The organism is Microbacterium yannicii PS01, assembly GCF_000304335.1.
Classification (GTDB): domain Bacteria; phylum Actinomycetota; class Actinomycetes; order Actinomycetales; family Microbacteriaceae; genus Microbacterium; species Microbacterium yannicii_A.
The window spans coordinates 1-26210 of record NZ_CAJF01000016.1; the positions used below are offsets into that span (position 1 = coordinate 1).

Below are 26210 nucleotides of genomic sequence, written 5' to 3' on the forward strand. Positions count from 1 at the left end.
CCCTCAGCCGCGCCCGCGACGGACCGGAACGGCGACGACGGCAAGCGCGACGCAGCCGAGCGCCGGGATGAGGAGGGGGAAGAGCATCCACGTGGCGACACCCACGAGCACCGCAGCCGCCGTGAGGTAGAGCGTGCCGACCGGGTCGGCGGTGAGGGCGGACGGGATGCCGCGGACCGCGGGCCGCCATCCGCGCTCCGGCGTCCACGCGGCTGTGGCCGCGAGCAGCGCCACGGCACCGACCACGAGGCCGGCCCAGCCGAACACCGCGATCACGGGGCCGCCGGGGAGGAACCCGGAGCTGGCGAGGTCGATGTCGAGCACCAGGATGAGCGCGGCGACAAGAGCGACGACGCCGACCACGAGTCCGCCGGGCAGCGCCTTGCGCCAGTCGTGCCAGAACATCTTCGCGTGCGACGCCTCGGCGTTGACATAGCGCCGCAGGTGACGGATGCCGGCGGCCAGTGCGGCGGGAAGGGTGATGACCGCGATTCCGGCGGCGGTGACGAGCAGTCCCGTCAGCAGCACTTCGCCGAACAGCGCGAAGGCGCCGGTCGCGCCCGGGAACCGCGCGGCGGGGCGCTCGTCGAGCACCGGGCCGCTGCCCGAGGCGTCGGCGCGCTTCGCGGCGCGCAGTTCGCGGCGGCTCACGGCGCTATCCCTTCAGGCCCTGGGTGGCGACGCCGTCGACGAGGAAGCGCTGGAAGACCAGGAAGAACAGCAGGACCGGAAGCAGGGCGATGAACGACGCGGTGACGGTCGCGCCGTAGTCGCTGGTGGAGGTCTGGTCGTTGTAGAGGCGCAGCGCGATCGGGAGGGGGTAGTTCTCGGGGCTGGTGAGGTACAGCAGCGGCCCGAGGAAGTCGTTCCAGGCCCAGATGAAGGCGAAGATCGAGCACGTGATGAGCGCGGGCTTGATCAGCGGCAGGATGATCGACCAGAAGATGCGCAGGTGGCCGGCGCCGTCGATGCGGGCCGCCTCGTCCATGTCGCGGGGCATCTGGCGGATGAACTGCACGAGCAGGAACACGAAGAACGCCTCGGTGGCGAGGAACTTCGGCAGCAGCAGCGGCCAGAACGTGTCGACCAGGTCGAGGGAGTTGAAGATGATGTACTGCGGGATGATCACGACGTGGAACGGCAGCAGCAGGGTGCCGATCATCGCCGCGAACAGGATGCCGAGTCCCTTGAAGTGGATCCGCGCGAAGGCGTAGGCGGCCAGGGCCGACGAGAGCACGGTGCCGATGACTGAGCCGACGGCGATGAGGAGGCTGTTGGCGAAGAAGCGCCACATCGGCACGCCGGCGATGCCCTCCATCACCTTGACGTAATTGTCGATGGTCGGAGCGTTGGGGAGCAGGCCCGTGTTGGACCCGAACTCGCTGTTGGGCTTGAAGGTCGACATCAGAAGCCACACCAGCGGGTACAGCACGATCGCCGTGAGGGCGAGCAGCACGACGAACCAGATCACGGTCTGCCAGGTCTTGCGCTTCACCCGACGGCGGGGCGAGGTCTTCGGGTCGGGGTCGACCTGATTCTCGGTGAGGGTGAGGGCGTTCTCGCCGAATGAGGATGTGGTGGTCATCGGTTGTCTCCCGAGTAGTGCACCCAGGAGCGCTGCGTGCGGAAGAGGATGAAGGCGATGATGGCGACGACGACCAGCAGCACCCACGCGATCGCGGCGGCGTAGCCCATCTGCCCGTCGCTGAATCCCCGCTTGTAGAGGTAGAGGGTGATGAAGTTCGTCATGCCGGCCGGGCCGCCCGAGCCGTTGGAGATGATGTACGCCGACGCGAACACCTGGAACGCGCCGATCAGGCCGAGCAGCAGGTTGAAGAAGATCACCGGCGAGAGCATCGGGATCGTGACCGCCCGGAACCGGTGCCAGGCGTTGGCGCCGTCCATCTCGACCGCCTCGTACAGCTCCTTCGGGATCTGCTTGAGGCCGGCGAGGAAGATCACCATGGTCGCGCCGAACTGCCACACCGCGAGGAGGATCATCGCGGGCAGCACCAGATCGGGATTTCCGATCCAGCCGCCGAGATCGATGCCCAAGAAGCTGAGCGAGTTGTCGACGGGCCCGTCGTTGCCGAACATCGCGCGCCACACGATCGCGACGCTCACCGAGCCGCCGATCAGCGACGGGGCGTAGAACGCGGAGCGGAAGAAGCCGGCGCCGCGGTCGCGGTAGTTCAGCAGCATCGCCACGCCCAGCGCGGCGGCCAGGGTGATCGGGGTGCCGACGAGCACGTAGATCAGAGTGATCTGCGCGGACTGCATGAAGTTCGGGTCGCTGGTGAACATCCGGACGTAGTTGTCCAGCCCGATCCACCGCGGCGGGGAGAAGATGTTGTAGCTGGTGAACGACAGATACAGCGAGTACGCCATCGGGATCAGCGTGAGGCCGAAGAAGCCGATGAGCCACGGCACCAGGAACCCGTAGCCGGCGAGAGTCTCGCGGCGCTCGCGGCCCCGCGCCCCGGGGCGTTCGCGGTGCTCCGGACGGGACTTTCGGACCAGCGACCGACGCGAGGCCTTCTCGCCCGTGACGATCACTCGGGTGGCTGTGGTGCTCACAGGAACTCTCCGATGGTGATGAGGATGATCCGGGCCCGGTCGGTGCGACCGGGCCCGGAGGGGACTTACTGACCCAGGGCCACGTCCATCTCGGCGAAGAACTGCGAGACGGCTTCGTCGACCGTGACGGTGCCGAAGTTCAGTTCGGTGCCGAGCTGGCGGAACTTCTCCTCGAGCGAGCCGTAGCCGACGATCGGGACCGGCGGCGCGTCGCCCAGGCGGTCGGCGATCGATGCCTCATAGTCTGCGACCTGCTGGCTGAGCGGGTCGAGCTCCGCCGCCTCGAGGGCGGTCTCCGAGGCCGGCAGGCCGCGGTTGGTGCCGAAGATCTCACCCGACTGGGGCGAGTTGACCAGGAAGTTCACCAGGGTCGCTGCGGCCTCGGGATGCTCGGTCGAGGCCGAGATCGAGTGCAGCATCGAGGGCTTGAGGTACAGGTCCTTGGCACCCTCCTCGGTGATGGGGGGAGCGACGAGGTTCAGCTCGGTGTATCCCTCGCCGAGGTTGCCGAGGTAGCCCGAACCGAAGTTGTCCCACGTGAGCTCGCTCGCGGTGATCGCGGTGTCGAACGGGCTGAGGGGGAACACTTCCTCCACTCGCTGCTGGGGGACGCCGATGCCGTCGCGGACATCCTGCCCCGACTCCCAGAACTCGGCGAGGCGCTCCTCGTCGAAGCCGGGGGTGCCGTCTTCGTTGAAGAGGTTGCCGCCCTCGGCGCGCAGCTGCAGCTCGAAGTTCTGGATGCGGCCGGTGAAGTCGCTGCCGCCCCAGACCGTGCCGCCCGAAGCGTCGGTGACCTCGCCCATCCACTCGGTGTAGTCGTCCCACGTGCCGCCCTCGAAGTTCTCGACGCCGGCCTGCTCGAGCAGCACCGGGTTCGTGAACAGGCCCCACGCGTTCGTCGACGTCGGGATGCCGGTGGTGGCGTCGTTGACCACGCCGATGCCGAGGATGTTCTCGGGCAGCGCGTCGGTCTCGATGATGTTGCCGAGGTACGGGTTCAGGTCGAGCAGAAGGCCGTTCTGCGAGTACTGACGCAGGTACGAGTAGTCGAACTGCATGACGTCGGGCAGGTTCTTGCCCGCCGCCTCGGTCTGGCGCTTCTCCCAGAACTCCGGGAAGCCGAGGAAGCTGGCGTTGACGGTGATGTTCGGGTATTCCTCGTTGAACGCGGCGATCGCCTCGTTGTAGAGCTCGGCGCGCACGTCGTTGCCCCAGAACGCGAGATCGAGCGAGACCTCTTCGTCGGGGTTGAACGTCGGCTCGGCGTCGGGGGCGCCGCCGCTGCCGCCGGCGCAGCCGGCCAGGGCCAGGGCGGCGCCGGTCGCGATCGCGACTGCCGCGGATGCCCGCTTCTTGCTGAACATCTTTGTCCTCTCTTGAACGTCTGCGTCCGTGTGCCACGTGAGACGTTCGTCGTCCGATGGTGCAGTGTGTGGGCGCCTCCTCGGGTGCAGATCTGGAAAGCGCTTGCCCGCAACGGTACCCGACGTAAAAACGTTTCGCAAGGAGATTCCTCGATCCGTTTGAACGATTCAGTAACGACGGCCGCGGCTGGGGCACTCGTCGATTCGCTTCTCTGAACGTCAGCCGGCCTTCCAGAGGAGGATGCCGCCGCCGAACCCCCTGCGGGGCGCCCGTTGACCTGCCGGTGCGGCCGGCGTACCCTCTGCCACCGAGCAGACTCAGTTCTGCAGAGCGACGTCCATCTCGGCGAAAAGCCGCTCGACCGCGGCGTCCACGGTGATCGTGCCGAAGCCGATCTCCTGGCTGATCGTGCGGAACTCCTGCTCGATCTGGCCGTAGCCGACGATCGGAACCGGCGGCGCGTCGCCGAGGCGATCCGAGATCGACTCCTCGTACTCGAGCACCTGTGCGTTGATGCCGGTGATGTCTGCAGCTTCGAGCGCGGACGACGAGGCGGGAATTCCGCGGTTCGTGCCGAAGATCGCGCCCGCTTCAGGGCTGTTCGTCATGAAGTCGATGAACGCGGCGACCGCTTCGGGGTGATCGGTGGTCGCGGCTCCCGAGAGCAGCATGCCCGCCTTCTGGTAGAGGTCTTTCGCACCCTCCACCGTCACGGGAGGCGCGACGATCTCGAGCTCGGGGTAGGCCTCGCCGAGGTTGGCCAGGTAGCCTGCGCCCATCGTGTCCCAGGTGATCTCCGACACCTGCTCGGCGGCATCGAAAGCGGTCAGCGGCAGGAGCTCCTCCAAGCGCTTCTGCGGGGTCACGACGTCGTCCTCGATGAGCGGCACGCCGGTCGACCAGTATTCGGCGAGGTCTTCGCGCGTGAAGTTGGGCTCGCCGTCCTCGCTGAAGAGGTCCTCGCCCTTCGCGCGCTGCATGATCTCGAAGACCTGGATGGAGCTCGCGAAGTTCGCTCCGCCCCACGCCTGCCGTCCCGCGTCGGCAGCGGCGGCACGCGCATCGACCAGCCACGCCTCGTAGTCGTCCCAGTCGCCGCCGGTGAAGGCCTCCATGCCGAGTTCCTCTTGCAGGCCCGGGTTCACGAACATCCCGAGCGCGTTGGTCGAGACCGGGATGCCGATCGTCGCGCCGTCCACGACGCCGTTCTGGAGCACGCCCGCAGCGATGGTGTCGGTCTGGATGACCGAGTCCAGGTACGGGTCGAGGTCGAGAAGAAGACCGTTCTGGGCGTACTGGCGCAGATAGTTGATGTCGGTCTGCATGACGTCGGGAAGGCCGCCGCCGGCGGCCTCGGTCTGCCGCTTCTCCCAGTACTCGGTCCAGCTGAGGAACGACGTGCGGACGGTGATGTTCGGGTGCTCCTCGGTGAAGGCGTCGATCGCCTCGTTGTAGAGCTCGGCGCGCACGTCGTTGCCCCAGTAGTTGAAATCGATCGTGACCTCTTCGTCGGGATCGAGGGTCGCCGCACTCTGAGGTGCTTGGACGCCCGCGCACCCCGAGAGCGCGAGGGCGGCGAGGGCGACCGGAAGCGTCAGGCGCGAGAGTCGGTTCGAGCGGGTCATCGGTTCCTCCTATGGCGCGGCGATGCGCGGTGGGCGGCGAGAAAGTGAACGTTCACTGTGGATACCCGAGAATAGTGAACGATCACTATTTGGTCAAGCATTCGACGCTCGTCCCCTGGGCGAACGCGCTCAGCGCTCGCAGTGAAGCTCGTCGTGTTCGACCCGGAGTGCGGCGACGTGCACGGCGCTGCGACGATGCGCCAGGTCCGTCGTGTGCTCGAGCTCGCTTCCGTCCCACCACGGGTGCGAGAAGAAGAACAGCCGGCCCACCTCGTCTTCGACGAGAACGGCGCCATGGCGCCCGACCTGGATGCCCGCTGCTGGAGGACCGCTCTCGCCGAGGATGACGGCATCCGTCCCCCCTCGGCGTTCCCACGTGACCGCATCGGAGGAGCGGTACACCGCCATCCCTCGCCACTCGTCGGTGAGCATCCACCACCAGCCGCCGAGCGCGAAGACGAACGGACCCTCGTGAGGGCGCCCGTCGATCGCGGTGCCGTCGAGCCGCCAGGTGCTGTCGAGATCGTGCGACGAGGCGACACCCGTCACCGAGCCGGCGGCCTCGTCCTTGTACCAGAGCCGCCACCGGCCATCCGGGCAGCGGGCGACGGCGGCGTCGATCACACGGTCGCTGGCCAGAGCGAGTGCGCCCCGGCGTGACCAGGAGCGCAGGTCGTCCGAGGTGTACTCGACGATGCGGCGCTCGTGCCCCTCCCACCGCGCCGGCACCCCGTCGATCTCGGTCAGGTACATGCGCCAGTGCGTGCCGTCGTGAATGACCTCGGGTGCCCAATGCGTGCGGTCCACGAGCGCCGGCGGCATCCCTGGCCGCAGTGTCAGCCCGGACGCCTCGGGCTCGAGCGTGCCGGCGTAGCTCCACGCGTGGCCGTCGGCGCTTCGCGCCACGGCGATGCGCGAGCCATGCACCCATGCCACGCCGGGGCCGGGGGAGGGGTGGGTCGCGCGTCGCTGCGTGTAGAACATCCACAAGCCGCCGTCGGGATCCCGCACGACCGTCGGATCCGTCGCTCCGTCGTAGACGGGGTCGCGGTAGACCTCCCGAGGCGCAGGGGCGTCGAGGTCGGGGTCGCCGCCGCCGGAGCTTTCCGGAAGACCGGCCCGCATCACCGCCGGTCCGCGACCGGGCTGGCGAAGCTGCGGCGGTGCGTGGGGTGCGCGGCAAGGACGTCCGGTGTCACCACGGCGCCGCCGGCGGCGGCCGATGCGTAGATCGCGGCGACCACCTCGAAGGACCGCGCCGGCTCCGTGACGATCGCCGGGACAGGAGCCCCGGCGCGGAGCGCATCGAACACCTCGCGGATGAGCGGCTCGTGACCGCTGCGCTCCTCGGTCTCGGGCAGCGCCCACTCGGCGGCCTCGGCCTCGTGACCCGGGGCCGGAGTGATCGACCAGTTCTCGTGGCCATGCCCGTAGAGATGCTCGACCGTGATCGTCGCGCGCTGGGTGTCGATGCGGATCGAGCTGATCTCCCGCGGCGACACCGCGCTCGTCACGACCGAGGCGACCGCGCCGTTCGCGAACGCGATCGTGGCGGTCGAGGCATCCTCGGTCTGCGTCTCGCGATCGAGGCGCCACAGCTGTGCCTGCACGCTCTCCCAGTCGCCGAGGAGATAGGCGAGCAGGTCGATCTGGTGGATGCCGTGACCCAGTGTCGTGCCGCCGCCCTCGGTCTCCCACTTCCCCCGCCACGGCACGGCGAAATAAGCCGGATCGCGGTACCAGAGCGTCTGGCACTGGGCGATCAGCGGTCGCCCGAAGGCGCCGTCGTCGAGCAGCCTCTTCACGTGCGCGGCGGCGGTTCCGGTCCGCTGCTGGAACACGACGACGAGTTCGCGCTCAGCCTCGCGAGCGGCCGCGCGCATGTCGTCCAGCTCTTCCAGGCTCGGAGCCGGCGGCTTCTCGACGACGACGTGGGCGCCGGCGCGCAGGGCGGCGATCGCCTGATCGCGGTGCGCGGCCGGGGGCGTGCAGACGTGCACGACATCCGGCCGTGCGGCGGCGAGCAGCCCGCCGAGGTCGTCGTAGACCTCTGCGGGTCCGTGCTTCTCGGCGAAGGCCGTCGCCGATTCCTGCGACAGGTCGGTGACCGCGACGAGCTGCGCGTGCGGGTACGCCGCGATCGCCGAGGCGTGGGCGTGCGCGATGGCGCCCGTGCCGACGATCGCGCAGCGGAGGGTGTCGGTCATCTGAGCCCCTTCGATTCCGGATGCCGCGGCCCGCGGCATCCGCCAGCCTAAAACGTTTCGCTGGAAAGCGCTATCCCAGTCGGTTCGCTCGAATCGCTCGCGGCGGCGCGCCTCGCGACGAAGGCGCGCCGACGTGGGACCGCGGTCTTCCACCCACGCTGCGCGGATCCGGAAACCGGACGCCGAGACCGTTCCCGGATCGCGGAGGCGCCTCGTCCCCGGAAGGGTGCGACGCCTCCGGTTTCCGGATGGGGCGAGCCGGAGTCAGCGGGGGAGGCCCGACTGGGTTGCGTGCAGGTGCGCGTAGCGGCCGCCGAGGCCGAGCAGCTCGTCGTGCGGACCCTGCTCGACGATCTGACCGTGCTCGAGCACCACGATGCGGTCGGCCTGGCGGATGGTCGAGAGGCGGTGCGCGACGACAAGGGTCGTGCGGCCGCGCATCAGGCGGTTGAGCGCGTCCTTCACGAGCTCCTCCGACTCGGGATCGAGCGCCGACGTCGCTTCGTCGAGCAGCAGGATCCGGGGATCGCGCACGAGCGCGCGGGCGATCGCCAGTCGCTGACGCTGGCCTCCCGACAGCCGCGCACCGCGCTCGCCGACCACCGTGTTCCAGTCGTCCGGCAGCGCGTCGACGAACTCGGCGGCGTTCGCGTCGCGCAGGGCCGCCCGCAGGCGCTGGTCGGTGGCATCGGGCAGGCCGTAGGCGATGTTCTCGCGGATGGTGCCCTCGAACAGCACCGACTCCTGCGGCACCACCGAGACGAACCGGCGCACGGAGCGCAGATCGAGCCCCTGCATGTCGTCCCCGTCGAGCAGGATGCGCCCAGATGTCGGCCGCACGAACCCGAGCACGAGGTTGAGCATGGTCGACTTGCCCGAGCCCGACGACCCGACGAACGCCACCGTCTCACCGGGCTCGATGTCGAGCGACACGTCGTGCACGGCGTCCCGGTCGGACCCGTCGTAGCGGTGACTCACATGCTCGAGCTGCAGGTGTCCCTTCACGCGCCCGACCGTGACCTTGCCCTCGTTCTGCTCGAGGTCGGGCTCCTGCAGAACCTCCGAGATGGAGCGCATCGACTCCATGCCGCGGGCTCCGACGGGGATGAGCATGAGCAGCTGCGTCAGGCCCTGCGTGAGAAGGGTGAAGTAGGTCGACAGGAGGACGACCTCGCCCGGCGTGATGGGAAGGATGCCGGTGAGCGCGAAGACCGCCGCGAGCACGAGGCATCCGAGCCCGAGCAGCTGCATCGTGACCCACGAGATCGAGGCGACGTGGCCGTTCAGCATGTCGAGGTGCAGGCCCGCGCGGCGCACGCCGTCGGCGCCGGCCGAGACGCGCGAGACGGCGGTCTGCTCGAGACCGTGTGCCCGCGTGACCGGGATGAGCGAGGCCATCTCGCCGACCCTGGCTGCGAAGCCCTCCACCTCGCGGCGGAACACCTCGTTGCGCGCGCGCGATCGCCGCCCCAGCGCCCAGCGCAGGCCGAGCGCGATCGGCACCGCGAGCGCGTACACCGGCAGGAACTCGGGCACGGCGATGGCGGTCATCGCGATCGCGCCGATGAGCACCATGGTCGCCGACAGCAGCGGGTGCGTGACCTGCTGCAGCATCAACTCGATGTTCTCGACGTCGCGCACGACCTTGGTCTGCACGATCGACGAGCTCACGCGCGTGTGGTAGCCGATCGACAGGCTCTGCAGCCGCGCGGCCAGGGCGTTGCGCAGGTCGGCGCCGGTGTCGCGCACGACCGTCATGAAGTTGCGCGTGTACAGGATGTGGTTCGGATAGTTCTGCAGCAGCAGCACGGCCGCGATCCCGAACCACACGAGCACGGTCGACACCTCGCCGCCCGTCGCGACGAGGTCGATGATCTCAGCCGTGACGACCGGAAGGAACCACAGCGGGATCTCTTTGAACGCGAACGCGAGGAGCGCGATGGTCAGCCTGCCCGGCCGGCGCAGGAGCAGCCGCATCACCGACCGCGCGGGCCGGGGACTCTGGACGATGCGGATGGTGCCGGTGGATGTTCCGGTAAACGCTTTCTGCGCCATGATGGGTTACATCGTAACGACGGATGCCGCGGCCGCGGTCCGCCGGAACGGATCATGTCGGTGAGGACTGGGCTCGCCGGCGGAAGTCCGCTCCGTCAGATGCCGGCGGTGGAGGCCCGCACGATGAGCTCCGGCTCGTAGACGATGTTGCCGAGGTCGGCGCCGGCGGTGCCCGAGATGCGCGCGAGAAGAAGCTCGGCTGCCGTGCGTCCCATCTCACGCGCGGGCTGACGCACCGAGGTCAGCGGCACGGCGGCGATCGCAGCGAACTCGATGTCGTCGTAGCCGACCACGGCGACGTCGTCGGGCACGCGGACGCCGCGGGAGATGAGCCCGTGCACGAGCCCGATCGCAAGGTGGTCGTTCGAGACGACCAGCCCGTCGGGCCGGCTCGACGGATCGAGTTCGGCCAGCTGCTCGCCGAAGGCGAGGCCGAGCGCCGAAGTCGAGCCCGTGGTCCAGATCGGCTCGAGCGTCGCACCCCGATGCGCGGCGACCGCCCGGCGCGCGCCCTCGAGCCGCTCGCGCACCTGTCGCACCTCGCCGCGGGCTCCGACGAACGCCAGCCGGCGGCGACCCGACGACAGCAGGTGCTCGGCTGCGAGCCGGCCGCCGCCGACGTCGTCGAACGATACTGACGGCAGCTCACCGGTGTCGTCGACCGCATCGACCAGCACGACCGGGATGCCGCGGCCGCGCAGCCGTTGCAGCCACGGCTCGAGCGGCCCGAACGGGCTCACCAGGGCGCCTTCGACCTGCACCCGCTCGAAGAGCTCGAGGTGGTCGCGCTCCTTGGCGATGTCATCGCTCGAGTTGCCGACGAGAACGCGCAGCCCGGCGGCGGACGCGGCGTCTTCGGCTCCCGCGACCATGTCGGCGAAGAACGGGTTGGCGATGTTGATCACCGTCATCCCGAGCAGGCCGCTGCGTCCGGCGCGAAGCTGCTGCGCCGCCTGCAGCGGCACGTAGCCGAGCTGGTCGGCGGCCGTGCGGACGCGTTCGACTAGTCGTTCGCTCACCATCTGCGGACGATTCAGCGCGTTCGAGACCGTGCTGATCGAGACGCCGGCGCGCTCGGCGACATCGCGGATGCCGACCCGCTTCATGTTCGCCTCCGTCAGCGCCGTGAATCGTCGAGCCGGATGCGGCTCTGCTGCGACCCATGGTAGGCGTTTACCCGAGGCGGTTCGGCGGAGGGCCGGCCCCGCGTCGCGGCGAAGCCGACCGAGCGGGCTCTAGCGCTTCTTGATGTTCGTGACGGTGTCGGTCTCAGCCGCGCGGCTGTTCGCCGCTCGCTTGTCCGCCTTGGCGACGCGCTTCTCCTTCAGCGTCTTCGCCGGTGCCGTCTTGCCGCTTTCCTTGCGCGTGGACTTGTCGCCCATGGGGTTCTCGCTCCTTTGAGAGCCGCGGTGACCCTGTGGGGCTGACACTACACGTCGGCCACTTCGGGCCAAGCCCAGGTCTGCAGCCGCCCGCACATGCCGAACGCACGCGGGCCCTCGCGAGGTTCGCCCCGCTCGACCGCTGCATCGGCCATGAGGCCCGGCGCCCCGCTCGCCAGCTGGTCGAGCTGTGCACGGGTCCGCGCCGTCTCGGCCTCGACGGTCGACTGCCACACTCGCCGCCAGTGCTCGACTTTCGGCTGCACGAGCCGCGTGGCCCGCGCGTGCAGGTCGGCGAGCGCGGCGGTCCCGCGGGTCTCGAGGTCGGCGAGCAGCTCGAGATAGCCGCTCATGGCCAGGTCCCGGCGCGCCCGGGCGGCAGCGGCGCGTTCGTCCTCGCCTCTGTCGACGGGAAGCGCGGCGGCGGCGGCGTAGGCCGCGGGGTCGTCGAGCACGTCGGCCGGGAACGTGAGCACCGCGTCCCCGGCCTCGGGCAGCCCGGCGTTCTGCATGACGACGACCAGCTCCAGTTCCCGGTGGTTGACCAGCCGATGCACGGTGCCGGGCGAGAACCACACGACCTCACCGGGGTGCAGCGGACGGATGCCGCGGCCTGCGGCCGAGACCGTGTGCACCTCTCCCGCGCCGGCGGTGACCACATAGCCCTCGGTCGAGGCGGTGTGCAGGTGCGGCGAGCCTCCTCGGCAGTAATCCTCGGCTTCCCAGTCGTAGACCTGCAGTCCGCTGACGGCCACGCCGCCGGGGAAGAGAGGAGTCACGGCTGAAGCTCCTCGGCGATCGCACGGGTCTCGTCCGGCGTCCACACGCGGTCGCCGAACACATGCCGGTGCGAGAGCGAGATCCCGTCTCCCGGCGCCAGCACGATGTGCTCGTCGAACGACGGCGACGGCGCCACGATCGGGAAGGGCTCGCTGCGGACGAACCACTTCAGCGGCGGTGCCGGGTGCGCGCTCGTCGACGACGTTCCGGCGAAAACCAGTACCGTGCCCCCGCCGTCGAGCTCGTCGTGCTCGCCCGAGACCGCGACCCATGGCGCCTCCGCGCCCATGACGGCGTCGGCGCCGGCGCCGTCGCCGAGCCCGCCGGCCAGCACGCGCGCACCGGTCCAGGCCCGCGGCATCCGGATCACGAAACCGGTGTAGCCCGCGTTCGGGCGCCCCTCGGTGGTCGGGCTGCCGAACTCGAGGTCGCGGTCCGACACATTGCGGAGCGTGGTCGAGAAGTCGAGCATCCACAGGCCGCGATCGGCGTCGACGCCATGGAAGCGGTGGGTGCGCTGCTCCGACACCCAGGTCTCGCCGCCCTGTGTGATCCACGTGAGCTCCTGCGTGAACGAGACCTCGGGGCCCGACTCGATCACACGGGTGAAGCCGTCGTGACGCATGCGGCCGACGTTGTCGAGAGGCTGGTAGCCCGTGTCGCGCCGATAGGTCGGGCCGCCCCAGAAGTTCTCGCCCGAGACGTGCGTCCAGGTCATCTGCAGGCCCTTGTGCCAGCGGTGGTCCCAGGGCCGGAACGCCGAGAGCGGCGCGCCGTCGAGTGCGCGTACCGGGTGCAGAAAGGGCTTCGGTCCTTCCGATGCCGCGCCGCCCGGATCGAAGGCGTATCGCGCGATGTCGACGCCCGCGATCGTGACGGTCAGTTCGGTCTCTCGCAGGGCGATGCGGAGGTCAGACACGGGCGGGCTCCTTCGCGAAGGCGCGGGCTGCGGCATCCGGATCTCCGCCGTGCATGGCGCCGTAGTACGGGTCGTCGCGCGTCAGCTCGTCGCGGCGGACCGGCCGGCCCTCGATGGCCGACTTGTACATGCCGGCGATGAATTCCAGGCTGCGCCGGCCGTCATCGCCGCTGGCCGGCGGGCGCACCCCCCGGCGGAACGCGTCGACGAGCACCCGCAGCTGCGCGGCGTGCGAACTCGCCTCGTCGGCGTCGGGCAGCCAGCCGGCGGGCTCGGCATCGCCGACGTGGGGCGCGGGCGTCCAGCGCCAGTGGGAGTTGTCATACCCGTACAGGTGCTCGACCTCGACGGTGGCGTCGTCGAAGTCGAAGCGCAGCTGACTGGTCTCTCGCGGCGAGAGCAGGCTGTTGGTCAGCACGCACATCGCGCCGGACTCGAGCCGCACGATCGCCGCCGAGACATCCTCGGTCTCGGTGCGGCGGGCGAGGGTGCCCATCATCGCGGTGACCTCGGTCCAGTCGCCGAGGATCGAGAGCGCGAGGTCCATCTGGTGGATGCCGTGGCCCATCGTCGGCCCGCCGCCCTCGGTCGCCCACTTGGCGCGCCACGGCACCTCGAAGTACGCGTCGTCGCGGTGCCAGAGCGTGTGGCACTGCGCGACGCGGACGGCGCCGAGCGTGCCCTCCTCGACGTGCCGGCGCAGGCGCCGCGCCGCCGACCCGAACCGGTGCTGGAAGACGTAGCTCGCATAGGGGCCGTTCGCTCCCTCCTCCGCGGCGATCTCGTCGTAGTCGGCGAGCGAGAGCGTCGGCGGCTTCTCGCACCACACCCACGCGCCCGCCCGCAACGCCGCCACAGTCGCGTCTTTGTGCGCGCCGGGCGGCGTGGCGACCACGACGAGGTCGGGGCGCGTGGCGGAGAGCATCGCGTCGACATCGGTGTAGGCCAGCGGCGCCGCGAACTCGGCAGCGACATCACGGGCACGGTCGCCCTCGACGTCGACCACCGCGACGATCTCCACCTCGCCGGGCATGCCCGCGAGGGCCGGAAGATGGATGCCACGGGCGATGCCGCCGGCGCCGACGACGGCGACGCGGAGGGGGGCGGTGGTCATGCGGATTGCTCCTTCGCAAAGGTGAACGTTCACTATTCGCGTGCTACCGTAGTCGCGGATGCCGTGGACCGTCAAGCCGCGGACGTCGGAGGCGACGATGACACACGACACCGCGACTGCGGCGGACCCGCTCGCGGCCGGGCGCAGCGCCACCCTGCGCGACGTCGCCCGGCTCGCCGGGGTCTCGCACCAGACAGTGTCGCGCTACCTCCGGCACAACGGGGGCCTGAAGCCGGCGACGGTGCAGGCGATCGAAGCGGCGATCGCCGAGCTCGACTACACCCCGAACCTCATCGCCCGATCGATGCGCACGCGGCGCACCGGACGGCTCGCGATCGTCTTCCCGGGGTCGCCGGTGTGGAGCCCCGGCCGTCTCATCGGATCGGCCGTCCAGGTCGCGCACGACGCCGGCTTCGCGGTAGAGGTCGTCAGCGTCGAGGGCGACAGCGCCGAACGTGCCCAGCGCATCCGCGAACTGGCGGTGTCGGGGCAGTTCGAGGGCATCCTCTCGTTCGCGCCGACCGCCGAGGGGGCGCTCGGAACCTTCGACGGCACGGTGGTGCTCGCCTCGGCCGACTACGACGACCGCATGCGCACCATCGGGGGACTGGCCGACGGCGCCCCGGTGGCCGATCTCGTCGAGGGTCTCGCCACGGACGGGCATCGGCGCTTCGCCCACATCACCGGAGATCTCGCCTTCCCCTCCGCACGGTCGCGGCTCGAGGTGTTCGATGCGACCGTGCGTCGACTCGGGCTCGAAAGGGTGCTGGTGCACGACGGTGACTGGTCGGCGCAGTCGGGCCGCGACGCCGTCGACGCTCTCGCCGAACTCGACCCCGAGCGCCCCGCCGCCACGGCACTCATCGCGGCGAACGACGTCGTCGCGGCGGCGGCGATCCGCGCGGCGGCCGAGCGGGGCTGGCGCGTGCCGCACGACCTCAGTGTGACGGGATGGGACGATCACGCGCTGGGTGCGCTGCTTTCTCCCGCGCTCACGACCGTCGACGCCGACTACGAGCGGATCGGAGCCGAGGCGGCGGGACGCGTCGTCGCAGCGATCCGCAGCCAGCCGCAGCCGCCAACGCCCGAGGGCTCGGTGCACCGCGTCATCTGGCGCGAGTCCACCGGTCCGGCGCCACAGTACTGACCCGCGACCCGGACGGCTCGATCTACGCGTCGCCGAGCGCCTCGGTCACGACGGCGCGGGCCTGTTCCTGCACCTGCGCGAGGTGCTCGGGCCCCCGCAGCGACTCGGCGTAGAGCTTGTAGACGTCTTCGGTGCCCGATGGTCGGGCGGCGAACCACGCGTGCTCGGTCTGCACCTTGAGCCCGCCGATCGCGGCGCCGTTACCGGGCGCGTGCGACAGCTTCGCGGTGATCGGCTCGCCGGCCAGCTCGGTCGCGGTGACCGCCTCGGGTGCGAGCTTGCCGAGCGCGGCCTTCTGCGCGGGGGAGGCCGGCGCGTCCACGCGCTGGTATGCCGAGGCCCCGAACTCGGCCTCGAGCTCGGCGTAGCGCTGCGACGGCGTCTTGCCCGTGACCGCGAGGATCTCGGCGGCCAGCAGGCAGAGCAGGATCCCGTCCTTGTCGGTCGTCCACACCGAGCCGTCCCGGCGAAGGAACGAGGCACCGGCCGACTCTTCGCCGCCGAAGGCGACGGTGCCGTCGAGCAGCCCGGGAACGAACCACTTGAAGCCCACCGGAACCTCGAGGAGCGGACGGCCGAGCGATGCGGCCACGCGGTCGATGATCATCGAGCTGACGAGGGTCTTGCCGACCGCGGCATCCGTCGGCCACCCCTCGCGGTGCGAGAACAGGTAGTCGATCGCGACGGCCAGATAGTGGTTCGGGTTCATGAGGCCGGCGTCGGGCGTCACGATGCCGTGGCGGTCGGCGTCCGCGTCGTTGCCGGTGAGGACGTCGTACTGATCACGCCGCCCGATCAGCCCCGCCATCGCCGAGGGCGAGGACGGATCCATGCGGATCTTCTCGTCCCAGTCCAGCGTCATGAACTTCCACGTCGGGTCGACGTCGGGGTTCACCACGGTGAGGTCGAGGCCGTGGACCTCGGCGATCAGCGCCCAGTACTCCACCGAGGCGCCGCCGAGCGGGTCGGCGCCGATACGGACGCCCGAGGCGCGGATGGCGTCGATGTCGATCACGTTCGCGAGGTCGCGCACGTACGCGTCGCGGAAGTCGTACTCGCCGATCGTGTCGGCGTCGAGGTCCTTGAACGGCGTGCGCTGCACACCCTCGAGACCCGCCGCGATGAGCGCGTTCGCGCGGTCGGCGATCCATCCGGTGGCGTCGGTGTCGGCCGGGCCGCCGTTGGGCGGGTTGTACTTGAAGCCGCCGTCGCGCGGCGGGTTGTGGCTGGGGGTGACGACGATGCCGTCCGCGCGGCGCGGGTCCGCGGCATCCATTCCCCGGTTGTGCGTCAGGATTGCATGGCTCAGCGCCGGCGTCGGCACCCACGAGTCCCGGGAGTCGACGCGGACGTCGATGCCGTTGGCCACGAGCACTTCGATGGCGCTGCGCTCGGCCGGGAGCGACAGGCCGTGCGTGTCGCGTCCGAGGAACAGCGGGCCTTCGATGCCCTGGCCGCGCCGGTAGTCGACGATCGCCTGCGTCGTGGCGAGGATGTGGGTCTCGTTGAAGCTCGACGACAGGCTCGAGCCACGGTGGCCGCTCGTGCCGAACGCGACTCGCTGCTCGGGGACGTTCGGATCGGGGCTGAGGTCGTAGTACGCCGCGATCAGCTCGTCGATGTCGATGAGGTCGGAGGCTTCGGCCGGCTGTCCTGCGCGCGTCATACAGTCCAGTCTGCCCTTCGCACGGCACCCGCGCACGAAGGTTGCACCGGCGGCAGCCGCGTTGTACGACTCGGATGGCGGAGGACCGGGCAAGATGTGTTCGGTATTCAGTCCCTATCGCGCGAGATGGCGGAGAAACTGCCGGAATCACGGGGCTCGGCCACGTCGCGGCGCGAGAGGAGACTGAATTGTGAACGCGGATAGGCTGGCACGCGTGACTTCCGAGGCCGTCTCCGTCGAGACATCCGCCCCCGCCCGCCGCACGTACAGCTATCTCGGCCCAGCCGGCACCTTCACTGAAGCCGCGCTCGCGCAGGTGCCCGAGGCGCGCGGGCAGGCGTGGCATTCGGTGCGCAACGTCGCCGAGGCGCTCGCGGACGTGGTCGAGGGCCGCTCCGACGCGGCGATGATCGCGATCGAGAACTCGGTGGACGGCGGCGTCTCGACCGCGCAGGACGCGCTCGCCACCGTTCCGGGCCTGCGGATCGTGGGCGAGTACCTCGTTCCGGTCGAGTTCGTGCTGGTCGGGCGCCCCGGCGCGCGCCTCGAGGACGCAGGGCTCATCGCCGCCCATCCCGTCGCGTACGCGCAGTGCCTGCAGTGGCTGTCGCAGGCGCTGCCGGCGCACGCCCACGTGCCGGCCTCGAGCAACGTCGCCAGTGCGATGGGCCTCATCGACGGGTCGAGCGATGCGGATGCCGCGATCGCGCCGCCCGGGATCCTCGAGCACCACGAGCTCGAGCTCCTGGCCTCGAACATCGGCGACAACGCGAACGCGGTCACGCGATTCGTGCTGGTGAGCCGCACCGTCTCGCCGCCGCTGCCCACCGGGGCCGACAAGACCTCGCTCATCGTCGAGCTGCCTGACGACCACCCCGGCGCCCTGCTCGAGATGCTGGAGCAGTTCGCCACCCGCGGCATCAACCTGTCGCTGCTGGCCTCGCGCCCGATCGGCGACGCCCTCGGCCGGTACCGCTTCGTCGTCGACGCCGACGGCCACATTCTCGACGAGCGCATGGCCGACGCGCTGCTGGGGCTGCGTCGCTTCAGCCCGAAGGTGATCTTCCTGGGCTCGTACCCACGAGCCGATCGGGCAGTCGTCCACTACCCCGACCGATACTCCGACGACGTGTTCGTCGAGGCCCGCGATTGGCTGCGCGGCCTCATCTCCGGGGAGCCGGGGGACCAGGAGTAGAGCGACCGGCTCCGCACATCCTCCGGGTGGCCCCGTACCTCCGACTCAGAGGGACATCGTCGCGGCCAGCAGCTCCAGGGTCTGGGTACGGCCGGGCGAGACGTCCATGGGCTCGTTCTCGTACGACCCCGCGATCGGCGAGATCATCACCTCGTCGACGCCGTGCTGGGCGGCGAAGGAGCGGAGATCGGATGCCACGGCCTCGGGTGTGCCGACGAACCACTTCGCGCGAGCGGACGTCATGAACGTCTCGCCGAGCCCGGCGAAGTCGGCGGCGCGGGCGATCGACTCCTCGACGGTCTCCAGCGGCACCAGCGGCTTGTTCGTCCGCAGGCGCGCGGTCATGCGCAGGTTGGGAAGGGCGCGCGCCTCGGCCTCGTCGTCCGTGGGCGCGACGAGGACGTTCGCGGTGAGGAACGTGCGGGGCGCCGAGAGCGTCTCGCTCGGCTGGAACTGCGTGCGGTAGAGCTCGAGCGCACGCTCGAGCCCCTCGCCCGAGAAGTGGTTCGCGAACACGTACGGCAGGCCGAACGACGCGGCGAGCTGGGCGGAGTAGTCGCTCGAGCCGAGAAGCCACACCTCCGGCACCGTCGTGGCGGCGGGGGTGGCGTGCACGTCGTAGGTGCCGCCGCTGGTGAAGCGCAGGCTCGCGCCGTCGGCCGAGACGAGCGACACGATGTCGCGGACATGCTCGGGGAACCGCTCGACGTCGCTCGTCGTGCCGGTCTGGCGCAGCAGCTGCGTGATGACCGGGTCCGATCCCGGTGCGCGGCCGATGCCGAGGTCGACGCGCCCCGGCGCGATGGACTCCAGCGCTGCGAACTGCTCGGCCACGACCAGCGGGGAGTGGTTGGGCAGCATCACGCCGCCCGACCCCAGGCGGATGCGCGACGTGCGGGCCGCGGCGGCGGCGGCCAGGACCGGTGGCGTCGTCGACGCGACGGCCGGCATGTTGTGGTGCTCGGCGAACCAGAAACGGCGGAAGCCGAGCCGATCGGCGGTCTCGGCGAGAGAGAGGGATGCCGCAACCGCCTGCGCGCTCGTCTGACCCGAGCGGACCGGGACCAGGTCGAGGATGGACAGGGCCGGGGCGGGGGCTGCGGTACTCATCCTGAGGTGCAACCCCTCGCCCCGGCATCCGCATTCCGGATCGGGCGGGATTTCACGCCAGCCCGGATTCCGGTCAGCCCGGATTCCGGTCGGGCCGGAACCGGATCAGGGGAGGCGGTTCGCCTTCGCGAGGTTCTCGCGCAGCTCTGGTGCGGTCTGAACCTTCACGTACGCGGGGCGATCACGCTCGATGCGCCACGACTCGCTCAGCGGGCCGACCTCGACGGTGTCGAACCCGAGGGCGTCGTAGACGCCCGTGACGAACTCGACGGCCTCGGGGAAGTCGCTCGCGGTTCCGAGCGCGCGACGCGCGGGGTCGCCGGCGGGGACGCCCGTCGGCGAGATGTCGGCGGCGAGGATGTGGTTGAACGCCTTGACGACCTTCGAGGTCGGCAGGTGCTCCTGCACGAGCCCGGACGTGGTCGCCTCGCCGCGGTCGAGTGCCTCGATGTGGCCGTCGCGCTCGAAGTAGTAGTTGTTGGTGTCGAGCACGATCTTGCCGGCGAGGGGCTCGACCGGCACGTCCTTCAGAGCACGCAGCGGCACCGTCACGACGGCGATGTCCGCGTCGCGAGCCGCCTCCTCGGCTGTCGCGGCACGGACCTTCGGCCCGAGCTCGGAGACGAGACCGCTCAAGGTCTCGGGACCGCGAGAGTTCGCGATCACGACGTCGTAGCCGAGTCCCGAGAAGGCGCGAGCAAGCGCGCTGCCGATGTGTCCTGCACCGATGATTCCGATCGCTATCATGCCTGCCCGCAACGGCACGGCGCTCGCCCGCATTCCATCCACACGGATATCCGACCTCTCAGGAAACGATTCCTGAAAACGGGCCGACCCCTGCCCGGCCTGTGTGACGATGTCGAGATGGACTACACGCAACTCGGCCGGACCGGCACCTCCGTCTCACGGATCGTGCTGGGCACGATGAACTTCGGCGACCGCACCTCGGAAGAGGACGCGTTCGCGATCATGGACCGCGCGCTCGAGCTGGGCGTCAACTTCTTCGACACCGCCAACGGCTACGGCGGGGCAGGCGGCCGTGGCACGACCGAGGAGATCATCGGGCGCTGGTTCGCCGCCCGTCCCGGCGTGCGCGACGACATCGTGCTCGCCACCAAGGTGCACTCGCCGATGGTCGACCCGACGCCCGAGGGCGACGTGGTCAACGCCCGTGGCGCCTCGGCATGGCAGGTGCGCCGCGAGGCGATCGGCTCGCTCCGACGTCTGCAGACCGACCGGATCGACCTCTACCAGTTCCACCACATCGACCGGCACATCTCGTGGCCCGAGCTGTGGCAGTCGATGGAGGTGCTGGTCGCTCAGGGCAAGGTGGTCTACACCGGCAGCTCGAACTTCGCGGCGTGGAACATCGCGCAGGCCAACGAGATCGCCCAGCAGCGCCACTTCCTGGGCCTGGTCAGCGAGCAGTCGCTGTACAACCTGGTGCAGCGCTCGATCGAGCTCGAGGTCATCCCGGCGGCGCAGAACTACGGGCTCGGCATCCTGCCGTGGTCTCCTCTTGCGGGCGGCCTGCTCAGCGGCGGATCCTCCGACGCGAAGGCCCGGTCGGGAACGGAGCGCGTGACCGCCCAGCGCGAGCAGCGCCGGGAGCAGCTCGAGTCGTACGAGCGGTTCGCGCAGGAGCGCGGCTGGACGCCGTCGGCGCTCGGCCTCGCCTGGCTGCTGCACCAGCCCGGCGTGACCGGCCCGATCATCGGACCGCGCACGGTCGAGCAGCTCGAGTCCGCCGTCTCGGCGCTCGAGATCCGCCTGAGCGACGACGACCTGACCGCTCTCGACGAGCTCTTCCCCGGCCCGGGCGGCCAGGCTCCCGAGGCTTACGCCTGGTGAACGCGGGGGTCAGGCGCGCGCCGCGTTCTTGACCTGCTCGTACGCGGCCAGCGCCGCGTTGCGGGTCTCTCGAAGATCGACGATCGGCTCCGGCGGGCTCTCGCTCAGGTGCTCGGGCGCCCACTCGCGCACGTAGTGCCCGTCGGGGTCGAACTTCTGGGCCTGCAGCTCCGGGTTGAAGATGCGGAAGTACGGCGCCGCGTCGGCGCCTGATCCGGCGACCCACTGCCAGTTGAACGGATTGTTGGCGCCGTCGGCGTCGACGAGCGTGTCCCAGAACCACTCCTCGCCGCGCCGCCAGTCGATGAGCAGGTTCTTGATGAGGAAGGATGCCGCGACCATCCGCACCCGGTTGTGCATGTAGCCGGTGTGCCAGAGCTCGCGCATTCCGGCGTCGACGAGGGCGATGCCGGTGCGGCCCTGCTGCCAGGCCTCGAGCCGGTGGGGAGCGAGGCGCGGCCAGGGGAACGCATCGAACTCGCGGCGCAGGTTCTTGGTCGCGAGGTCGGGGTAGCGGTACAGCGTGTGCCACGCGAATTCGCGCCAGCCGAGCTCGGACAGGAACCGGCCGCCCTGACCGGCCTCGATGGTGGCATGCCAGACGGTGTGCGGACTGATCTCGCCCCACCGCAGCCGCGGCGACATCAGCGAGGTGGCGCCTGCCGCAGGCTCGTCGCGCGCGCGGCCGTAGGCGGCGACGTCGTCGGTCAGGAACTCGCGCAGGCGTCGGCGCGCCGCGGGCTCGCCGGGCTCCCACGCCTCGCGCAGCCCTCCTGCCCAGTCGGGGCGAGTCGGCAGCAGCTCCCAGTCGTCGAGCGCATCCGATGCGGGCGCTCGGTGCGGCCCCGCAACCTCGCGCGGCTCGGGCAGGGGCGCGCGCGGCGCGGGCATCGCCTGGCACGCTCGCCAGAACGGCGTGAAGACCGAGAAGTGCGTACCCGCTCCCGTCTTCACCGTCCACGGCTCGAAGAGCAGCGACGCTGCGAACGACGCGACCTCGACGCCGTCCTCGCGCAGCCCCGCCTTCAGCGCGGCATCGATCTCTCGCTCGGGACCGCCGTAGCGACGGTTCCAGAAGACGGCGCCGGCCGCGGCATCCGTCACCGCCTGCCGCACCACCTGCTCGGCCGGGCCGCGTCGCAGGACGAGGGTCGAGCCGCGCTCGCGCAGGCGCTCCTCGAGGGAGGCGAGCGAATGGTGCAGCCACCAGCGGGCGGCTCCGCCGAGGGGGCGGATGCCGGGGCTCTCGTCATCGAGGACGTAGAGACCGATCACCGGCTCGCCCCGGTCGAGCGCGGCGCGCAGCGCGGGGTTGTCGGCGAGACGAAGGTCATCGCGGAACCACACGATCGACGGGCTCGGCATGGGTTCATCCTGACCCTGCGGCGGGATCGCGGCCCGCTCTTGACAGACCCCCTTCTCCCGGCCGTTCACCGACGAGACGCGCCGCGAGCGCCGAAGCCCGGTGCGGCGTGTTCGGTCCGTGAACGGAAAGACGGGGGTCAGAGGCCGTCGGTCGAGTGGCCCTTGGGCACCACGATCTTCAGGGCGCCGGGTTCGACGCGGGTGTTCACCGCGACGGCTTCGCCGAACTCGTCGCCGTCCAGCTGCACGGGCTGGGCCTGGTGGGTCGCGATCTCGATGCCGGCGCCGCGCGAGTAGCGGACCGCATTGTCTTTCGTCCGCAGTGCGAGCACGCGCCGGCCGGCACGGAAGCGGCGCAGGAAGCTGTTGTCCCAGGCGACGCGACGCCAGACGAAGATCCAGCCGAGCGGACCCTTGGGCTGGAAGATGACGATGTCGAGGGCACCGTCGGTGATGGAGGCCTCGGGGATCAGCTCGAGCCCCGCGGGCAGCGAGCCGCAGTTCGCGAACAGCACGCTCTGCACGCGCGCCGAGTGCAGGCGGTGGCCCGGCAGCTCGTACATGACGCGGAACGGCCGCGCGTTCGCGAGCGAGCGCGCCGCTCCGTCGACGTAGGCGACCCAGCCGACCGTCTTCTTCAGCTGCGGGTTCGTGTTGGCGATCATCGCCGCGTCGAGCCCCATGCCGCCCATGACCACGAAGGCGTGCTCGGCCGTCTCGCCGTCGGAGCGGCGCAGCTGCGACCAGCCGATGTCCATCGCGAGGGTGTCGCCGTCGAAGACGGCGCGGACCATGGCTTCGGGCTCGGCGAGGGGCAGCCGCAGGTTGCGGGCGAGAAGGTTGCCGGTGCCGCTCGGCACGATCGACAGCGGAACGTCCGACCCCGCCATGGCCTCCGACACAGCGCGCACCGTGCCGTCGCCGCCGGCGACGAGCACGGCCGTCGCGTTCTCCTGCAGCGCCTGACGCGTCACATCGTCGCCCAGGTCGTCGACGGTCGTCTCATAGAACAGCGGCTCCGACCACCCGGCGTCGGCCGACGCCCGGGTGACGAGCCTCCGCAGGGCGTCTGCGTCGACCTTGATCGGGTTGTAGACGAGCGCCGCCTTCGGGGTCGGGCGGTCCTCCGTGTCGGCGAGGGGCTCGGTGCGGCCCTCGGTGTCGACGCGGCGCGCCTCACCGGTCTCGTCGTCCGCGGTGTCAGGCGCGACGTCTTCGGGCTCGCGGATGACCTCGTCGGGCTTCGCGGCCTCGACCGGATCCGGCGCGTCCTGCTCTCGCTTCGCTCCGTCGGATGCGCCGGAGCCCTCGGGATCGGGCTTGGGGATCGCGTCGGCTGAAGCCTCGGCCTGCTGGGCGATCTGCTCCTCCGAGAGCTGAAGCTCGTCGGTGGCGGGGCCGTCGGCGTAGATCGCGTCGGAGGGGTGCGGAGGATCGTTCTCTTCGGGAAGCGGGGACTGATCGCCGGTGCCGGATGCCGCTGCCATGCGTCTTACTCTAGGTGCGGCTCTCCCGCCCTCGACGATTGACCGACCGGATGCCGCGGCACGGCGCGTGACTAAGCTTGCAGAGTGATCGATCCAGTGCTGCTTCGCGACAACCCTGAGCTGATCAAGCGCTCGCAGGAGGCGCGTGGGGAGTCGGCGGACACCGTCGACGCCGCCGTCGAGGCGGACCGCGCCCGCCGCGCCGCGATCACCGCTTTCGAAGAGCTCCGCGCTGCGCAGAACGCGCACGGCAAGCGGGTCGCGCAGGCGCCCAAAGAGGAGAAGGCCGCCCTGGTCGCCGAGGCCAAGGACCTGAGTGAGCGGGTCAAGCAGGCCCAGCACGCGGTCACCGCGGCGGAGGAGGCATCCGATGCCGCCCTCGCCCGCATCGAGAACATCGTCATCGACGGCGTCCCGGCCGGCGGCGAAGAGGACTTCGTCACGCTGCGCACGCACGGCGAGCGTCCCGCGTTCTCGTTCGAGCCGCGCGACCACCTGGAGCTGGGCGAGCTGCTCGGGGCGATCGACATGGAGCGCGGCACGAAGGTGTCGGGCAGCCGCTTCTACTTCCTCACCGGCATCGGGGCGCGCCTCGAGATCGCGCTGATGAACCTCGGACTGGACCGTGCCCTGCAGGCGGGATTCACCCCGCTCATCCCGCCGACGCTGGTGCGGCCCGAGGTCATGCGCGGCACCGGCTTCCTCGGTCAGCACGCGGCCGAGGTCTACCACCTCGAAGACGACGACCTGTACCTCGTCGGCACCAGCGAAGTGCCGCTCGCCGGGTACCACATGGACGAGATCCTCGATCTCTCACGCGGCGCAAAGCGCTACGCCGGCTGGTCGACCTGCTACCGCCGTGAGGCCGGCTCGTACGGCAAAGACACCCGCGGCATCATCCGCGTGCACCAGTTCAACAAGCTCGAGATGTTCGTGTACACGACGCCCGAGGATGCCGAGGCCGAGCACCTGCGCCTCGTCGCGCTGCAGGAGCAGATGCTGCAGGACCTCGGGCTGTCGTACCGCGTGATCGACGTCGCCGCCGGCGATCTCGGGTCCAGCGCGGCCCGCAAGTACGACGTCGAGGCCTGGGTGCCGACGCAGAACGCGTACCGCGAGCTCACCTCGACCTCGAACTGCACGACCTACCAGGCGCGGCGGCTCGACATCCGCCACCGCCTCGCGGCCGAGCCGGAGGGCAAAGCGAACGGCAAGACCCAGCACGTCGCGACGCTCAACGGCACGCTCGCGACGACCCGCTGGATCGTCGCGATGCTCGAGACGCACCAGCGCGAGGACGGCTCGGTCGTCGTCCCCGAAGTGCTGCGGCCCTTCCTCGGCGGCCTCGAGATCCTGGAGCCCGTCGAGTGAGTCCGGCGTCTCAGGACTCCGACGACCTGCGGCACGCGACGGACGAAATCGGCACCGTCGGCGCCGTGGAGGACGAGCTTCCGCGCACCGGTGAGGTCGAGGTCGAGGATCAGCAGGAAGCCGCCGACCTTGTCGACGACATCGCCCGCGAGACCGAGGCGCCCGGCGTCGCGGTCGCGCGCATGCTCATCGTGCTCGATATCGACGGCACGGTGCTGCTCGAGGACGAGACGCTCAGCCCCGGGATCGTGGAAGCCGTCGAGCACGCGCAGCACGCCGGCCACGAGGTCATGATCGCGACCGGACGCAGCTGGGAGGGCACGCACCACATCATGCGCGCGCTGAACCTGGCGCCCGAGTTCGTCGTGTGCTCGAACGGTGCCGTGGTGCTCCAGCGCGTCGGCTCGGAGGACGCCGAGGACCCGGGCTACGAGCGCTGGCACGTCGAGACCTTCGACCCGCGCGACGTGCTGACACTGCTTCTCGAGCACCTGCCTGAGGCCCGGTACCTCGTCGAGCTGCCGGACGGCACGCGCCTGTACACCGAGCACCTCGAGGACTGGAACCTCACCCACGCCCGCCACGTGCCCTTCGACGAGCTCGGCGCGAACCCGGTCTGCCGTGTGGTGGTGGTCTCACCCGACCAGGGCGAGGACGATTTCCTCGAGCTCGTGGAGCGCATCGGGCTGCACAAGGTCTCGTACGCCGTCGGCTGGACCGCGTGGCTCGACATCGCGCCGCAGGGCGTGGACAAGAGCACGGGGCTCGAGCGCGTGCGCACCGCCCTCGACATCGACCCCGCCCACGTGCTCGTGATCGGCGACGGCCGCAACGACCTGGGTATGTTCCGCTGGGCTCGAGAGAACGGCGGACGCGCGGTCGCGATGGAGCAGGGTCCGCAAGAGGTGCGGGATGCCGCGGGCGAGACGACCACGTCGGTGCAGGCCGGCGGCGTCGCAGCAGTCCTCCGCACCCTCTGACCCCCGGCGCG

The 26210-nt window shown here is 70.3% G+C and carries 23 protein-coding genes; 5 read left to right on the forward strand and 18 right to left on the reverse strand.

All coding sequences use genetic code 11. The annotated features are described in order from the left end of the window. Nucleotides 1-3: 3 nt before the first annotated feature. From WYM_RS10510 to WYM_RS10570, 13 genes are all read right to left on the reverse strand, one after another. Nucleotides 4-651, reverse strand: coding sequence for a DUF624 domain-containing protein (locus WYM_RS10510; RefSeq protein WP_019180793.1), 648 nt, complete (start codon nucleotides 649-651; stop codon nucleotides 4-6). 4 nt (nucleotides 652-655) lie between these two features. Continuing rightward, nucleotides 656-1585 (reverse strand): carbohydrate ABC transporter permease, encoded by a 930-nt coding sequence (locus tag WYM_RS10515; RefSeq protein ID WP_019180794.1) that lies wholly within the window; start codon nucleotides 1583-1585, stop codon nucleotides 656-658. Then, nucleotides 1582-2577, reverse strand: coding sequence for a carbohydrate ABC transporter permease (locus WYM_RS10520; protein WP_026059729.1), 996 nt, complete (start codon nucleotides 2575-2577; stop codon nucleotides 1582-1584). The genes WYM_RS10515 and WYM_RS10520 overlap by 4 nt, the downstream gene beginning before the upstream one ends. 65 nt (nucleotides 2578-2642) lie before the next feature. Then, nucleotides 2643-3944, reverse strand: a complete 1302-nt coding sequence (locus WYM_RS10525) for an ABC transporter substrate-binding protein (RefSeq protein WP_019180796.1) — start codon at nucleotides 3942-3944, stop codon at nucleotides 2643-2645. A gap of 318 nt (nucleotides 3945-4262) precedes the next feature. Then, complete coding sequence (locus tag WYM_RS10530; protein ID WP_019180797.1) at nucleotides 4263-5570, reverse strand: ABC transporter substrate-binding protein; 1308 nt, start codon at nucleotides 5568-5570, stop codon at nucleotides 4263-4265. Nucleotides 5571-5699: 129 nt separating this feature from the next. Then, complete coding sequence (locus WYM_RS10535; RefSeq protein WP_019180798.1) at nucleotides 5700-6695, reverse strand: family 43 glycosylhydrolase; 996 nt, start codon at nucleotides 6693-6695, stop codon at nucleotides 5700-5702. Beyond that, nucleotides 6695-7777 (reverse strand): Gfo/Idh/MocA family protein, encoded by a 1083-nt coding sequence (locus tag WYM_RS10540; RefSeq protein WP_019180799.1) that lies wholly within the window; start codon nucleotides 7775-7777, stop codon nucleotides 6695-6697. The genes WYM_RS10535 and WYM_RS10540 overlap by 1 nt, the downstream gene beginning before the upstream one ends. 264 nt (nucleotides 7778-8041) lie before the next feature. Further along, the gene (locus WYM_RS10545) at nucleotides 8042-9832 is read right to left on the reverse strand and encodes an ABC transporter ATP-binding protein (RefSeq protein ID WP_019180800.1); all 1791 of its coding nucleotides are present in this window, start codon (nucleotides 9830-9832) and stop codon (nucleotides 8042-8044) included. Between the two features lie 95 nt (nucleotides 9833-9927). Then, nucleotides 9928-10938, reverse strand: a complete 1011-nt coding sequence (locus WYM_RS10550) for a LacI family DNA-binding transcriptional regulator (RefSeq protein ID WP_019180801.1) — start codon at nucleotides 10936-10938, stop codon at nucleotides 9928-9930. A 129-nt stretch (nucleotides 10939-11067) separates the two neighbouring features. After that, nucleotides 11068-11214 (reverse strand): hypothetical protein, encoded by a 147-nt coding sequence (locus tag WYM_RS21745; RefSeq protein ID WP_019180802.1) that lies wholly within the window; start codon nucleotides 11212-11214, stop codon nucleotides 11068-11070. 47 nt (nucleotides 11215-11261) lie between these two features. Continuing rightward, nucleotides 11262-11993: a cupin domain-containing protein gene (locus WYM_RS10560; RefSeq protein ID WP_019180803.1), complete on the reverse strand. Its 732-nt coding sequence runs from the start codon at nucleotides 11991-11993 to the stop codon at nucleotides 11262-11264. Further along, nucleotides 11990-12913, reverse strand: a complete 924-nt coding sequence (locus WYM_RS22210) for a PmoA family protein (RefSeq protein ID WP_019180804.1) — start codon at nucleotides 12911-12913, stop codon at nucleotides 11990-11992. Before WYM_RS22210 ends, WYM_RS10560 begins: the two co-directional genes overlap by 4 nt. Continuing rightward, the gene (locus WYM_RS10570; RefSeq protein ID WP_019180805.1) at nucleotides 12906-14027 is read right to left on the reverse strand and encodes a Gfo/Idh/MocA family protein; all 1122 of its coding nucleotides are present in this window, start codon (nucleotides 14025-14027) and stop codon (nucleotides 12906-12908) included. Before WYM_RS10570 ends, WYM_RS22210 begins: the two co-directional genes overlap by 8 nt. A gap of 97 nt (nucleotides 14028-14124) precedes the next feature. Here WYM_RS10570 and WYM_RS10575 point away from each other — a divergent pair, with 97 nt between their 5' ends. Next, nucleotides 14125-15174, forward strand: coding sequence for a LacI family DNA-binding transcriptional regulator (locus WYM_RS10575; protein WP_026059732.1), 1050 nt, complete (start codon nucleotides 14125-14127; stop codon nucleotides 15172-15174). 22 nt (nucleotides 15175-15196) lie between these two features. On the opposite strand, the gene pgm is transcribed toward WYM_RS10575, so the two are convergent. Continuing rightward, nucleotides 15197-16840, reverse strand: coding sequence for a phosphoglucomutase (alpha-D-glucose-1,6-bisphosphate-dependent) (pgm, locus tag WYM_RS10580; protein WP_019180807.1), 1644 nt, complete (start codon nucleotides 16838-16840; stop codon nucleotides 15197-15199). Between the two features lie 214 nt (nucleotides 16841-17054). On the opposite strand from pgm, the gene pheA reads away from it, so the two are divergent. After that, complete coding sequence (gene pheA / locus WYM_RS10585) at nucleotides 17055-18035, forward strand: prephenate dehydratase (RefSeq protein ID WP_019180808.1); 981 nt, start codon at nucleotides 17055-17057, stop codon at nucleotides 18033-18035. Nucleotides 18036-18080: 45 nt separating this feature from the next. Here pheA and WYM_RS10590 read toward each other — a convergent pair whose 3' ends face one another. Next, nucleotides 18081-19145, reverse strand: a complete 1065-nt coding sequence (locus WYM_RS10590; RefSeq protein WP_019180809.1) for an LLM class flavin-dependent oxidoreductase — start codon at nucleotides 19143-19145, stop codon at nucleotides 18081-18083. Nucleotides 19146-19250: 105 nt separating this feature from the next. Next, a complete protein-coding gene (locus WYM_RS10595) occupies nucleotides 19251-19892 on the reverse strand; it encodes an NADPH-dependent F420 reductase (RefSeq protein ID WP_019180810.1) in 642 nt (213 codons plus the stop codon). Between the two features lie 117 nt (nucleotides 19893-20009). Between WYM_RS10595 and WYM_RS10600 the strand changes: the two genes are divergently transcribed. Then, nucleotides 20010-20996, forward strand: a complete 987-nt coding sequence (locus WYM_RS10600) for an aldo/keto reductase (RefSeq protein WP_019180811.1) — start codon at nucleotides 20010-20012, stop codon at nucleotides 20994-20996. A gap of 9 nt (nucleotides 20997-21005) precedes the next feature. Here WYM_RS10600 and WYM_RS10605 read toward each other — a convergent pair whose 3' ends face one another. Together WYM_RS10605 and WYM_RS10610 are read right to left on the reverse strand one after the other, a co-directional pair. Then, the gene (locus WYM_RS10605; protein WP_019180812.1) at nucleotides 21006-22361 is read right to left on the reverse strand and encodes a cryptochrome/photolyase family protein; all 1356 of its coding nucleotides are present in this window, start codon (nucleotides 22359-22361) and stop codon (nucleotides 21006-21008) included. Nucleotides 22362-22498: 137 nt separating this feature from the next. After that, complete coding sequence (locus WYM_RS10610; RefSeq protein ID WP_019180813.1) at nucleotides 22499-23848, reverse strand: diacylglycerol/lipid kinase family protein; 1350 nt, start codon at nucleotides 23846-23848, stop codon at nucleotides 22499-22501. A gap of 84 nt (nucleotides 23849-23932) precedes the next feature. Here WYM_RS10610 and serS point away from each other — a divergent pair, with 84 nt between their 5' ends. Together serS and WYM_RS10620 are read left to right on the forward strand one after the other, a co-directional pair. Further along, a complete protein-coding gene (serS, locus tag WYM_RS10615; RefSeq protein WP_026059733.1) occupies nucleotides 23933-25219 on the forward strand; it encodes a serine--tRNA ligase in 1287 nt (428 codons plus the stop codon). Beyond that, a complete protein-coding gene (locus WYM_RS10620) occupies nucleotides 25216-26199 on the forward strand; it encodes an HAD family hydrolase (RefSeq protein WP_019180815.1) in 984 nt (327 codons plus the stop codon). Before serS ends, WYM_RS10620 begins: the two co-directional genes overlap by 4 nt. The last annotated feature ends 11 nt before the right edge of the window (nucleotides 26200-26210 follow it).